This is a genomic window from [Clostridium] aminophilum DSM 10710 (genome assembly GCF_000711825.1).
Lineage (GTDB): Bacteria > Bacillota > Clostridia > Lachnospirales > Lachnospiraceae > Clostridium_R > Clostridium_R aminophilum.
This window is the reverse complement of record NZ_KL543982.1, coordinates 149706-162653: the sequence shown is the minus strand read 5'-3', so window position 1 is coordinate 162653 and position 12948 is coordinate 149706. Positions and strand designations below refer to the sequence as shown.

At 52.0% G+C, this 12948-nt stretch carries 8 protein-coding genes; all 8 read left to right on the top strand.

Annotated features, from left to right (window positions below):
* The first annotated feature begins 215 nt into the window (after nucleotides 1–215).
* The 8 genes from BR86_RS0114325 (at nucleotide 216) to BR86_RS0114290 (ending at nucleotide 12931) form a co-directional block, all read left to right on the top strand.
* Nucleotides 216–2492 (top strand): EAL domain-containing protein, encoded by a 2277-nt coding sequence (locus tag BR86_RS0114325; protein WP_242841621.1) that lies wholly within the window; start codon nucleotides 216–218, stop codon nucleotides 2490–2492.
* Between the two features lie 384 nt (nucleotides 2493–2876).
* Entirely contained in the window at nucleotides 2877–4715 is a 1839-nt protein-coding gene (gene glmS / locus BR86_RS0114320) for a glutamine--fructose-6-phosphate transaminase (isomerizing) (protein ID WP_031475035.1), read from the top strand.
* 144 nt (nucleotides 4716–4859) lie between these two features.
* Nucleotides 4860–5315 carry a GtrA family protein gene (locus BR86_RS0114315; protein ID WP_051684846.1) on the top strand — a complete coding sequence of 152 codons (456 nt, stop codon included), beginning with the start codon at nucleotides 4860–4862 and terminating at the stop codon, nucleotides 5313–5315.
* Nucleotides 5316–5399: 84 nt separating this feature from the next.
* Complete coding sequence (gene galE, locus BR86_RS0114310) at nucleotides 5400–6428, top strand: UDP-glucose 4-epimerase GalE (protein ID WP_031475031.1); 1029 nt, start codon at nucleotides 5400–5402, stop codon at nucleotides 6426–6428.
* Nucleotides 6429–6472: 44 nt separating this feature from the next.
* A complete protein-coding gene (locus tag BR86_RS0114305) occupies nucleotides 6473–7405 on the top strand; it encodes a sugar phosphate nucleotidyltransferase (protein ID WP_031475029.1) in 933 nt (310 codons plus the stop codon).
* A 163-nt stretch (nucleotides 7406–7568) separates the two neighbouring features.
* A complete protein-coding gene (locus BR86_RS0114300; protein WP_051684845.1) occupies nucleotides 7569–9479 on the top strand; it encodes a phospho-sugar mutase in 1911 nt (636 codons plus the stop codon).
* 391 nt (nucleotides 9480–9870) lie between these two features.
* Nucleotides 9871–11049: an ABC transporter substrate-binding protein gene (locus tag BR86_RS0114295; RefSeq protein ID WP_031475025.1), complete on the top strand. Its 1179-nt coding sequence runs from the start codon at nucleotides 9871–9873 to the stop codon at nucleotides 11047–11049.
* A 166-nt stretch (nucleotides 11050–11215) separates the two neighbouring features.
* Nucleotides 11216–12931, top strand: coding sequence for an ABC transporter permease (locus BR86_RS0114290; RefSeq protein ID WP_031475023.1), 1716 nt, complete (start codon nucleotides 11216–11218; stop codon nucleotides 12929–12931).
* Nucleotides 12932–12948: the final 17 nt, after the last annotated feature.

The window sequence follows — 12948 nt, the reverse complement described above, 5'->3', positions numbered from 1 at the left end:
AAGAGAAAAAAGAAAAAAACGCAATATTTATCAAAAAACGCAGCTGTTCAATGGTATAATATAGACAATTAAGAAATCCACTCGGAAAATATCTCAATATATTGTTTGCTTATTCCCTGTTTCAGGGGAGATGACTCAAGATAAGGGGGCAATGCAACTGCCCGGTTATACCATTGATTTGGACGAAACCACCCCGGAGATCAGGAGGTGATTGCGTGAGAAAGATAATTCGAGGCCGAAACGGTCAGCGGAAGATAACGCTGCTGTTGACCCTGATGATACTGTTGATACTTCTGCTTGCGGAGACCATGATCGTTTGTGCGCAGTCGGAAAGTGCAGTGGCGCAGTCAGGAAGTGAGGCGGAACCGTCGGAGATCTTAACGGTTGGTGTGCCGACGGATCGCTGCCCGATCTTCTACCGGGATCCGGAAAACGGAGAGATTTCGGGAATCGGCGTGGATCTGATGGTTACTGCCGCGGAAAAGGCCGGATATCAGGCCGAATTCCGGGAGATCACGGAAAAATCGCTGAAGGCGGCGCTGGATAATGAGTCCTACGATGTGGTCATGCCGTTCGGAAGCGCATTGACCAGCGAGTCGGGAAAACCGAGCATCGTGACGGATAACCTGATGCAGACGCCATTTACGCTTGTCACAAAGGGCCGGCAGGATATGCCACCGCTCAATAAGCTTCATGTCGGAATGCTGAAGTCCCTGGCGGCGGGGGCGGAGACCGTGAACAAGCTCTATCCTGGGATCGAGATCACGCTGTACGGAACGATGGATGAATGCGTGAAGGCTCTCCGGGACGGTAAGGTGGACGCACTTTTACACAATTCCTATGTCTGGAGTTATGTCCTGCAGAAACCGTCCTACTCGGATCTGATGGTGCAGCCTTCCGCCATGTTCTCCATGGATTTCCGTATCGGAACGACGAATACGCCGGCCGGACGGGAGAAAGTTGCCCGGCTGAATGGGGGAATCGCTTTGCTGGACTATAACCGCCGGCAGGCGGTGATTCTGGATTATACATCCCGAAGACTGTACCGGTATGATCTGGGCGATTATCTGTATCAGTACGGTCTGCTTCTGTTTTTGAGTGGTCTGGTGCTGGTCTTTCTGATTGTGATTGCGATTCAGCGCCAGCGCGCCATGAAGCGGGAGCAGGAAGAGAAAATGCGGAAGATGGTCGATTACGATCAGCTGACCGGCGTTCTGAGCCTTACCGGCTTCCGGAAAAAAGCGGAGGAGCTGATTCGGGCGCATCCGGACATCGCCTACATGATTTCGTACAACAATATTAAGGATTTCAAATACATCAATGAGAGTTTTGGAAAGCAGGCGGGCGACGAGCTGTTGCGTTTCTGGGCGGACCGGTCGACGGAGAGGCTTTCGGAGGAGGAGGCCATCGGACGGCTGGAAGGCGATCATTTCGCGGTGCTCCGCCGGGTGAACGGCATGGAGAATCTGCGCGGGGATGAGAAGGATGTCTTTGAACTGGTTAGGGATTTCTTTATCGCGAAGGGAAAAGACAACAGGGTCCTGATCTGCAGCGGAATCTACGTTCTGACACCGGAAGATTACTATCATATTGATGTGGATCAGATGCTGGATTATGCCCGCGTGGCGGAGCGAAAAGTGCGCGACAGCGGAAAGGACGGGTATGCTTTCTACAATCAGGATCAGTGGGAGCGCGGCAAGCGGATGTCCGATATCGTCGGACATCTGACCACGGCGATCCGCGACGGTGAGATACGGGTCTGGTATCAGCCGCAGGTGGATTACAAGGAGAAGAAGATCACCGGAGCCGAAGCGCTCTGCCGTTGGGAGCACAATAAACTCGGATGGCTGAGCCCCTGCGAGTTCATTCCGATTCTGGAGGAGTCGGGTGGAGTGTACGAACTGAACAGTTTTGTCTGGGAGACAGTCTGCCAGGATCTTGCGCGGTGGAATGCGGAAGGAAAACATTTTTCTGTCTCGGTCAATATGTCGCGGAATGATATACAGACCAATCCGCGTATTCCGGAGGTTTTCAGCAATCTGGTGCGGACGTACCGGCTGTCACCGGACCAGCTGCGGATCGAAATCACGGAGACCGCCTATGTGGAGGACCCGGCGGTTCTGATCCGGATGACGAAACAGCTTCGAGAGTACGGTTTTAAGGTGGAAATGGACGATTTCGGCAGCGGATATTCTTCACTCCACATGCTGAAGGAAGTGCCGGTGGACCGAATCAAGCTGGATCTGATGTTCCTGAGTAGCAGGGGAGAGCCGGAAAAAGGCCGTGTGATCGTGTCACACATGATCCGGATGATCCATTCTCTCGGAATGGAAATGATCGCGGAAGGCGTCGAGACGGCGGAACAGGCGGATTTTCTGCAGGAACGGGGCTGCACGGAAATGCAGGGGTACTATTTTGCAAAGCCGATGCCGGCGGATGCGTTTGAAAAAATGCTGAACGGGGAGACGCAGTGCTCCGGATTTGGGCAGTAAGCGGGATCCCGGCGGAACATGGAGGCAGGAAAAAGAATAAAGATTTTGGGGGCTTCAAAGAATCTTAATTCATTTGATGCCCCCTTTTTCTTTGTTTTATGGTAAAATTCGATAGATTGCAGGATTCTGACAAAGAAACAGACAAATAAACAAAGTAACAAGAAGCAGTCAAGTAAACAAAGTAACAAGAAGCAGTCGAGTAAACAAAGTAACAAGAAACAGTCAGGTAAACAAAATAACAAGAAACAGTCGAGTAAACAAAGTAACAAGAAGCAGTCGGGTAAACAAAATAACAAGAAACAGTCAGGTAAACAAAGTAACAAAGAAGCAGTCAAATAAAAAAAAATAAACATAAAAACAGAAAATATACAGAGGAAAATAAGTATGTGTGGAATTGTAGGTTTTAACGGACATGTTCAGGCGGCGCCGATCCTCCTGGACGGACTGAGCAAGCTGGAGTACCGTGGCTATGACTCTGCCGGCGTGGCGGTTCGCAGCGGCAAAAACGATGTGGAGATCGTCAAGGCGAAGGGACGGCTGAAGGCGCTCTATGAGAAGACGAATGACGGTCTCGCGATGGCGGGGGACTGCGGTATCGGTCACACCAGATGGGCGACTCACGGGGAGCCGTCGGAGACGAATGCGCATCCGCACTGCAGTGATGACCGGAATGTGACGATCGTTCACAACGGCATCATCGAGAATTATCTGGAATTAAAGGAAATGCTGGAGAAAGCCGGATATTCGTTCCATTCCCAGACCGATACGGAAGTGGCGGCAAAGCTGATTGACTATTATGTCAAGAAGTATCAGAAGGGACCGATCGATGCGCTGTCCCGTTTCATGCTCCGCGTGCGCGGCTCATACGCGATTGCGGTGCTTTTTGCGGAGTGCCCGGATGAGATCTACGCAATCCGCAAGGACAACCCGATGGTTATCGGCGTGAAGGACGGCAATACATATATGGCATCGGATGTGGCGGCGCTTCTTCGCTACACAAGAGATATCTATTACATCGGTGACAATGAAATGGCCTGCATGGGTAAGGGCGAAGTGACGTTCTACAACATTGACCAGGAAGTGATCGAGAAGGATGTCACGGAAGTGAAATGGGATGTCAATGCGGCTGAAAAGAACGGTTTTGAACATTTCATGATCAAGGAGATCCATGAGCAGCCGAGAGCGGTGAAAGATACCCTGAATTCGGTGATCAAGGATGGAAAGATTGATTTTACGGCACTTGGTCTGGATGAGGAACACATTCGGGATTTCCGTCAGATCTATATTGTGGCCTGCGGTTCGGCCTATCATGTCGGCGTGGCAGCGCAGTATGTACTGGAAGACATGGCGGAGATCCCGGTCCGCGTGGAGATCGCGTCGGAGTTCCGCTATCGTCACCTTCTGATCCCGGAGAACTCTCTCGTGATCATTGTCAGCCAGTCCGGAGAGACTGCGGATTCTCTGGCGGCGCTGCGCATCGCAAAGGAGCACGGCGCGGAGACATTGGCCATCGTCAACGTTGTCGGATCGACGATTGCGCGTGAGGCGGATCATGTCTTCTACACACTGGCCGGCCCGGAGATCTCGGTTGCGACAACCAAGGCATACAGCGCGCAGCTGATCGCATCCTATCTTCTGGCAATCGAGTTCGCGAAGGTGAGAGAGAAAATCACGGACGAGCAGTATGCGGGATATCTGGAGGAACTTCAGACCATTCCGGAGAAGATTGAGAAGATTCTTGACGACAAGGAGAGAATCCAGTGGTTTGCCGCGAAATACGCGAACGCGCAGGATGTCTTCTTCCTCGGAAGGGGCATCGACTATGCGGTCAGCCTGGAGGGAAGTCTGAAGCTCAAGGAGATCAGCTACATTCATTCCGAGGCGTATGCGGCCGGCGAACTGAAGCACGGCACGATCAGCCTGATCGAGAAGGGAACTCTCGTGATCTCGGTTCTGACGCAGCCGGATCTCTATGAGAAGATGATCAGCAACATGGTCGAGGTCAAGTCCAGAGGCGGATATCTGATGGGACTGACAACCTACGGCAATTACGGAATCGAGGATACGGCGGACTTCACGGCCTACATTCCGAAGACGGACATCCATTTTACCCCGAGCCTTGCGGTGGTGCCGCTTCAGCTTCTCGGATATTATGTCTCGGTGGCGAAGGGCCTGGATGTGGATAAGCCGAGAAATCTTGCAAAGAGTGTGACAGTAGAGTAAAATTAATGCAATAGCGATAGATTACTACATAGCGTTCACGCTGTGAGATTCGGGAGGGCGTGCAGCAGACTGCACGCCTTCTTAATGTAACGCGGAGTCGGTGGACATTCGCGGACGTTCATCTGTAATTGAAAGGGGGAGGAAATGAGTACTGACGGTGCAAAAGAGGCATTGAAAAAACAGGGAAAAGAACTGGTAAACTACCTGATTGTCGGAATCCTGACGACGATCGTCAGCCTTGTGATCTACTATGCGCTGACATTTACGGTTCTGGAGCCGTCCAATCCGCTGAAGCTTCAGGCGGCGAATATCCTGTCCTGGATCGGTGCGGTGCTGTTCGCTTATGTGACGAATAAGCTGTTCGTTTTCCACAGTCACGGCGTCAATATTCTGAGTGAGTTTACCGCATTTGTGGGGGCAAGGGTCGGAACACTTTTTTTGGACATGGCGATCATGTTTATCGGAGTTACGGTCATGGGATATGATGACCGGATTATCAAACTGCTGGTTCAGGTTGTGGTGACAATCGCAAATTATCTTATCAGCAAGTTTTTTGTTTTCCGGCATAAGGCGCCGGAAAAAGCGGAGTCCGGGAATTGAGCGGACGGCGGAATAAACGAAAACCAGTGTGAATAAGCATAACAGAATTCCCGATCGCAGAATTCGTAGGGAAAGGAAAGAATCATGAAAATATTACTTGCGGGAGGAGCCGGATACATCGGTTCTCACACGGCACTTCAGTTAATGGCAGCAGGTCATGAGGTGGTGATCGCCGATAATTTTGACAACAGCTGTGAGGAAGCGGTAAAGCGTGTCAATGAACTTGCCGGAAAAGAGGCAGTTCTCTATGAAGCGGATGTCAGAGAGAAGGAAGCGCTCCGCCGTATTTTCAGCGAGCACTCGATTGACTGCGTGATTCATTTTGCGGGTCTGAAGGCGGTCGGAGAGTCCGTGAAGGAACCGGTCCGCTATTACCGCAACAACATTGACACGACGCTGTCTCTTTTGGAGACGATGGCGGAAGCCGGCGTGAAGAACATCATTTTCTCCTCTTCGGCGACGGTATACGGCGAGGAGAATCCGGTGCCGCTCCGGGAGACCATGCGCCGCGGTTCCTGCACGAATCCGTACGGATGGACGAAGTACATGATGGAGCAGATCCTTCAGGATGCGGCTGTGGCAGATTCGGAGCTTTCCGTGGTTCTTCTGCGGTATTTCAATCCGATCGGCGCGCATCCGTCGGGCCGGATCGGCGAGGATCCGCAGGGTATCCCGAATAACCTGATGCCGTATATCTCACAGGTTGCAGTCGGAAGAAGAGATCATCTGACGGTCTACGGCGACGATTATCCGACGCCGGACGGCACCTGTCGGAGAGATTACATTCATGTGATGGATCTGGCGGACGGCCATGTGAAGGCGGTGGAGTATGCGGTGAAACATAAGGGCACCGAGATCTTCAATCTCGGAACCGGTACACCGTACAGTGTCCTCGAGGTAGTTCATGCATTCGAGGAGAGCACCGGTGTGAAGGTGCCGTATGAGATCGGACCGAGAAGGGCGGGGGATCTGGCGGAATGTTATGCGAATGCGGATAAGGCTCTGGAGATCCTTGGATGGAAGACGACCAGAAATCTTGAGGATATGTGCCGGGATACCTGGAACTGGCAGAAGCAGAATCCGATGGGATACCGGCCGGAAAAAGAGCAGTAAACGGTGGTATAATCGATAAAAATGGGTATGGGAGAGTAGAGATTATGAAAACAGCATTAGTGATTATGGCAGCCGGAATCGGTTCCCGATTCGGCGGAGGAGTCAAACAGCTTTCACCGGTCGGACCGAACGGTGAGATCATTATGGACTATTCCATTCATGATGCCATTCAGGCGGGATTTAACAAGATCATTTTTATTATTCGACCGGATATCGAGGAAGACTTTATGGAAGTGATCGGAAACCGCATTGAAAAGATCTGCCGTGAGTCCGGCGTGGAAGTGGATTATGCATTCCAGATGCTGGAGAATATTCCGATGGGATATGAGATTCCGGAGGGCAGAACCAAACCGTGGGGGACCGGACTGGCGGTTCTTTCCTGCAGAGCCATGGTTCATGAGCCGTTCTGCGTGATCAATGCGGACGACTATTATGGAAAGGGAGCATTTCAGGCAGTTCACGATTTCCTGGTGAACTATGATCCGTCCAGGCCGACGGATTTCTGCATGGCGGGATTCATTCTCGGCAACACTCTCAGCGATCACGGGAGCGTTACCAGAGGTCTCTGCAAGGTCGATGAAGCCGGTAATCTGACGGAGGTTGTGGAGACACATGACATTCTCAAGACGGCGGACGGAGCGGAAGCGGACGGCAAAAAGCTCGACGTGAAATCGCATGTGTCCATGAATTTCTGGGGCTTTACGCCGGAGTATTTTGAAATTCTCGAAAAAGGATACAAGGCGTTCTGGGAAGATATTGCGGCCGGAAAGAGCGATCCGCTGAAGGCAGAGTATCTGATTCCGATCCATATCGGCGATCTTCTGAAGAAGAAGGCGGTTTCGGTCAAGGTGCTGGAGACGAAGGACAAATGGTTCGGTGTGACCTACAAGGAGGATCAGCAGGTTGTTGTGGAGGCGTTCCGGAAGCTGATTGCGGACGGCGTATACCATGAGAATCTGTTTGAGGATCTGAAATGATCGGACCGGAAGCTGCATCCGGTCATGCATCCGGTTATGCATCCGGGGAGGACATTGGGAAAGGTCGGCTGTTTTGGAGAAGAAGGAAATCATATCATAAGATTCATGTTTTGGGGAGCAGTCTGCCGGTGCCGGCGGACTGCTTCCGGCGTTTGGAGAGAAGATGGAAACAAAAGAAATCTATGAGAAGTGGTGCGCGCAGGCAGACCGGGATCCGGATCTTTTGATCGAACTGGCGGCGATGAAAGCGGATCCGGAAAAAATCCGTGACGCATTTTACTGTGATCTGGAATTCGGAACGGGAGGTCTTCGCGGCGTGATCGGCGCGGGCACCAACCGCATGAACATTTATACGGTCGCACGGGCAAGTGCCGGGCTTGCGGAGTACCTTCTCCGCCGTTACGGAAAAGACGCTAGTGTCGTGATCGGGTACGACTCCCGGATCAAGTCGGAATTATTTGCAAAGACGGCGGCTTCGGTATTTGCCGCGAGGGGCGTGGAGGTATCGCTCTGGGACCGGCTGAATCCGGTTCCGACGGTTTCCTTTGCGGTTCGCTATCTCGGGAAAAAGGCGGGCGTCATGATCACGGCGAGTCATAATCCGTCGAAGTACAATGGATATAAGGTATACGGGGAGGACGGTTGCCAGATTACACAGGATGCGGCAGAAGAAATCTACGGAGAGATCCAAAAGCGGAATGTGTTTGAGGATGTCCGCTTCTACGGAGATGCGGAGGAACGCAAAACGGAAGGTGAGGAGCAGAAGGCAGAGGCGGATGATCTGATGTCAGGTGAGGACGATCTGTTGAAAGGTGCGGATGATCTTTTGTCAGGGTCGGGGGATCTGTTGTCTGCTCCGGGATTTGAGGAGGCGGACCGGGACGGAAAGATACGGTATATCGGTGAAGAGGTGCTGGCCGCATTTCTGGAGACTGTCCGGAAAGAGTCGGTTCTCTTCGGCGAGGAGATCGATCGGAATGTCTCGATCGTCTATTCGCCGCTCAACGGTACCGGTCGGATTCCGGTAACCCGGATTCTGCGGGAGACGGGGTATACAAATGTTACGGTAGTGAGAGAACAGGAGATGCCAGACGGGCATTTTCCGACATGTCCGTATCCGAATCCGGAGATCCGGGAGGCGATGGCGCTTGGGATCCAATATGCCGAGATGAACGGAGCGGATCTTCTTCTTGCGACGGATCCGGACTGCGACCGCGTCGGAATTGCGGTGAAAGAACCGGAGAATAACGAATATGTCCTCCTTTCCGGCAATGAGACGGGACTTCTTCTGCTCGATTATCTCTGCAGCCAGCGGAAAAAACATGGGCGGATGCCGGCACATCCGGTGATGGTGAAGACGATCGTGACGATGGATCTGGCGGAGAAGATTGCGGAAGATTACGGAGTAGAGACGGTCAATGTTCTGACCGGCTTCAAATATGTGGGAGAGACCATCGGCCGATTGGAACGGGAAGGCCGGGCGGAGGATTATATTTTCGGTTTTGAGGAGTCCTACGGGTATCTGTCCGGGACTTATGTCCGCGATAAGGACGCGGTTGACGCGGCATTTCTGATCTGCGAGATGTTCTGCTTTTATAAGACGCGCGGCATTTCCCTTCCGGAAAAACTCGGCGAGATCTATCAACGATACGGATATTGCAGAAATACGCTGCATTCTTATGCGTTTGAGGGAGAAGCGGGATTTGGAATCATGCAGGAGATCATGCGAAGCTTTCGAAATGGCAAGGCGGAAACAGGTGAGGAGCAAAACGCCTGGAAACTGCCTGCATCGGAGCGGCGCTTTGGCGGGAAAAGGATTCTGTCGGTTCTGGATTACCGCCGCGGAATCGACGGTTTGCCAAAGTCAGACGTTTTGAAGTTTCTGCTGGAAGATTCCACAAGCCTTGTGATCCGGCCGTCGGGAACCGAGCCGAAACTGAAGGTTTACATTTCCGTGACGGCAGACACAAGGGCGGAAGCGGAGAGGACCGAGGCGGACATTGTCCGCGATGTCGAGGATATTGTAAAAAACGGAAGAGGATCAAACCGTGAGCGGAAAAACGTGGGCAGGTAAGGTCATGTGTGGGTAAGGCCGTGAGCGGGTAAGATCGTGAGCGGGTAAGATCGAGAGCGGAAAAGACCGCGAGATGAAAAGCCAGCGGGATGGTAAGACAGTAAGTGGATAAGATCCTGGGCGGGTAAGGCCGTGCGAGGAAAAGAACATAGGGGACTAAAACGTAGAAAGTGCACAGACATATTCCATGAGAAGATGATAAATTATGGAATGTGGTCTGTGCATTTTTGTGCTCTGAGTGGGCCGGTTTCGCAGACAAGGAAATGATGATTTGTGAAATATGTCATAAAAGTCATATAAAGAACAGGATTTTCTGATGCAATTGTAAAAACAATGGATTACAATGAGTACGGTAAGATTCATGATGATTCAAACAGGGAGGTAATCACACATGAAAAAAACAGTATCACTTGTTCTGACAGGCGCAATGCTTGCATCTCTCGCGGCATGCGGCGGTTCCGGCGCGGCTTCCACAACAGCGGCAGCTTCTTCTGCGGCGGCAGAGTCCAAGGCAGAGGAGACCACGGCGGCAGCCGGGGAGTCCAAAGCGGCAGAGTCTGAGGAGATCGATCCGGAGCTGATTAAGGCAGCGAAGGAAGAGGGAACGCTGGTTGTATACGGTTCCTGCGAAGAGGACTATCTGGCAGCCGCTTCCGATCACTTCAAAGAGCTCTACGGCATCGATGTTCAGTATCAGAGACTGTCCACCGGTGAAGTTCAGTCCAAGATCGAGGAAGAGAAGGGCAATCCGTCCGGCGATGTATGGTTTGGCGGTACGACCGATCCGTATAACGTAGCGGCAAAGGAAGGTCTTCTTGAGGCTTACGACGCAAAGAATGCAAAGCACCTGATCGATGCGCAGTATAAGGATCCGGACAACCAGTGGTTCGGTATCTACAAGGGTATCCTTGGATTCATGGTGAACAAGGATGAGCTTGCGCGCAAGAACATTGAGGAACCGAAGGACTGGAAGGATCTTCTCGATCCGAAGTATCAGGGGCTGATCTGGCTTTCCAACTACAACACAGCAGGAACCGCAAAGCTGGTTGTCAACACGATGATCCAGAAGTACGGCCATGATGACGGTATCAAGTATCTGACAGATCTGGACAAGAACGTTCAGGTTTACACCAAGTCCGGTTCCGGCCCGTCCAAGAATGTCGGCACCGGTGAGTGCGTAGTCGGCATCGGCTTCCTGCATGACGGTATCACCCAGATCGTGGACAACGGATACGGCAATGTGGATCTGATCATTCCGGAGTCCGGCACATCCTTCGAGGTTGGCGCGACTGCCATCTTCAAGGGCGCAAAGCATCCGAACGCGGCAAAACTGTGGGTTGAGTATGCCCTCAGCCCGGAGTGTGTAGAGCTGGCAGCACAGAATGGTTCTTATCAGTTCCTTGTCATTGACAACGCAAAGCAGCCGGAGCAGGCATCTGAGTTCGGCCTTGATCCGGATAATGTTATGAAGTATGACTTCGAGGATGCGAAGAACAACACCAAGAAGTATGTTGAGGACGTGATGAACGCACTCGGCAGTGCTGCTGATGACCGTTTCAAGACAGAGTAAGTCTGGAAGTAAATACTTTCAAATGTGAATTCCCGGCCGGACCGTAGCATCCGTTTCCGGCGGGAAAGCATAGTCACAGCTGCAAATATGGCCGGACGAGAGGAGGGAGGCTCCCCTTGCCCGGCTATTTTTGAAAAAAGCTATGACGGAAAGATGGTAAAACGTTATGGCAAAATCAAAAAGTGCCGAGCTGGATCGGAAAAAACTGATGGCGGATCCGGTCATGGTGACGACGATCGTCGTTCTGATCGCATTTCTGACCCTATTCATTCTCTATCCGCTTGCGATTCTTCTGGTTGACAGTTTTGTGAGCGAAAAACAGGGATTTACGCTGGATACGTTTCAGCGCGTTATGGCAATGTCGAATTTCCGCACCGCGATCACAAATACACTGAAGGTCGGATTTCTCGTCGGCATTGTGTCTTCTCTTGTGGGACTTCTTTTCGCCTACGTCGAAGTCTATGTAAAGCTGAAGACAAAAGTGATCGAAAAACTGTTCCGGGTGGTATCCATGCTCCCGGTCGTGTCTCCTCCCTTTGTACTTTCCCTCTCGATGATCATGCTTTTCGGCAAATCCGGCATTATCACGAGATATTTACTCCATATCTATGACAACAACGTCTACGGCTTCTGGGGCATTTTTGTGGTGCAGACGCTGACCTTTTTCCCGGTCTGCTACATGATGCTGAAGGGCCTTCTGAAGAACATTGACCCGTCGCTCGAAGAGGCGGCCCGCGATATGGGCGCGACGAGATGGACGGTGTTCACGACCGTGACCTGGCCGCTCATTCTTCCGGGTCTGGGAAATGCGTTCCTCGTCACATTCATCGAGTCCATCGCGGATTTTGCGAACCCGATGATCATCGGCGGATCCTACGATACGCTGGCGACGACCATTTATCTTCAGATCACGGGCGCTTACGATAAAGAGGGCGCATCCGCCATGGCGGTGGTTCTTCTGTGCATCACGCTGATGATGTTCATTGTCCAGAAATACTACCTCGAGGCCAAGAGTACGGCGACGCTCTCCGGTAAGGCTTCCAGAGCGAGAATGCTCATTATGGACCGGAGTGTAACACTTCCGCTGACGATTCTCTGCTCGGCGCTGGCACTCTTCGTGGTAATGATGTACATCTGTGTTCCCTTCGGAGCGCTCTTTAAGACCTGGGGATATGATTTCCATCTGACGACGAAATGGTTCGGTCAGGTCTTCTCAAAGTACAAGGGATTCAAGGCGTTCAAGGATTCCTTCGTTCTGTCCTTTGTATCCGCACCGATCACGGCGCTGTTGTCCATGATCATTTCCTATCTTGTCGTTAAGCGGAATTTTAAGGCGAAGGGCTTTATCGAGGCGGTATCCATGCTGGCGATGGCGGTTCCGGGAACGGTTCTCGGTATCGGATATATCCGCGGATTTTCCGGCGGTATCTTCCACACTGGCGTGTTGCAGAGTCTCTACGGCACCGGCGCGATCCTGATCATCGTCTTTATCGTCCGGAGTCTTCCGACCGGTACCCGAAGCGGAATCTCGGCGCTGCGGCAGATCGATAAGAGCATCGAGGAATCGGCCTACGATATGGGCGCGGACAGCTTCACCGTGTTTATGACGGTAACGCTTCCGCTGATCAAGGACAGCTTCCTGTCCGGTCTTGTCACCTCGTTCGTTCGAAGCATCACGGCGATCAGTGCGATCATTCTGCTGGTAACTCCGCAATTCCTTCTGATCACAGTTCAGATCAATGAGTTCGCGGAGAAGGGCGCATACGGCATCGCGTGCGCATTTGCAACCATTCTGATCCTCATCACCTACGGCGCGGTTCTGCTGATGAATCTCGTGATGAAGTATTTCGGAACAAGCCGCCGGATGGAAGAGGCGGAATGAACGGTCGGAATGAACGA

Excerpts from the sequence above, each read along its gene's own strand:
- glmS (WP_031475035.1), top strand. The coding sequence starts at position 2,877 with ATGTGTGGAATTGTAGGTTTTAACGGACATGTTCAGGCGGCGCCGATC.
- BR86_RS0114315 (WP_051684846.1), top strand. The coding sequence starts at position 4,860 with ATGAGTACTGACGGTGCAAAAGAGGCATTGAAAAAACAGGGAAAAGAA.
- galE (WP_031475031.1), top strand. The coding sequence starts at position 5,400 with ATGAAAATATTACTTGCGGGAGGAGCCGGATACATCGGTTCTCACACG.
- BR86_RS0114305 (WP_031475029.1), top strand. The coding sequence starts at position 6,473 with ATGAAAACAGCATTAGTGATTATGGCAGCCGGAATCGGTTCCCGATTC.
- BR86_RS0114300 (WP_051684845.1), top strand. The coding sequence starts at position 7,569 with ATGGAAACAAAAGAAATCTATGAGAAGTGGTGCGCGCAGGCAGACCGG.
- BR86_RS0114295 (WP_031475025.1), top strand. The coding sequence starts at position 9,871 with ATGAAAAAAACAGTATCACTTGTTCTGACAGGCGCAATGCTTGCATCT.
- BR86_RS0114290 (WP_031475023.1), top strand. The coding sequence starts at position 11,216 with ATGGCAAAATCAAAAAGTGCCGAGCTGGATCGGAAAAAACTGATGGCG.